At 52.6% G+C, this 274-nt stretch carries 1 protein-coding gene; it reads left to right on the top strand.

Annotated elements, in window-relative coordinates; translation table 11 throughout:
- Window positions 1-34 precede the first annotated feature (34 nt).
- Window positions 35-274: SRPBCC family protein (locus tag SB822_RS56960; RefSeq protein WP_410859087.1), on the top strand; the 240-nt coding region annotated here is incomplete at its 3' end.

A 274-nucleotide genomic window follows, 5' to 3' on the forward strand; every position in this document is an offset into this window, starting at 1 on the left:
GATCAATTTAGGGTGATCCACCTCGGAGTGAAGCATGGACCTGACCGGAGAAGAGCGGATTGCGGCACCACGCCAAGCAGTCTGGGATGCGTTGAACGACATTGAGACGCTGAAATCCTGCATTCCCGGTTGCGAAGATATAGAGCGCATTTCGGAAACAGAGATACGTGCCGCCCTCAAAGTGAGTTTCGGAATCCTGAAAGTCCGCTTTCACGGCATTCTGGAATTGTCGAATATGAAACCGCCTGTCTCCTATACGATCTCCGGCCATGGG

Origin of the sequence: Paraburkholderia sp. SIMBA_054 (assembly GCF_046534875.1) — a bacterium.
GTDB classification, from domain to species: Bacteria; Pseudomonadota; Gammaproteobacteria; order Burkholderiales; family Burkholderiaceae; genus Paraburkholderia; species Paraburkholderia hospita.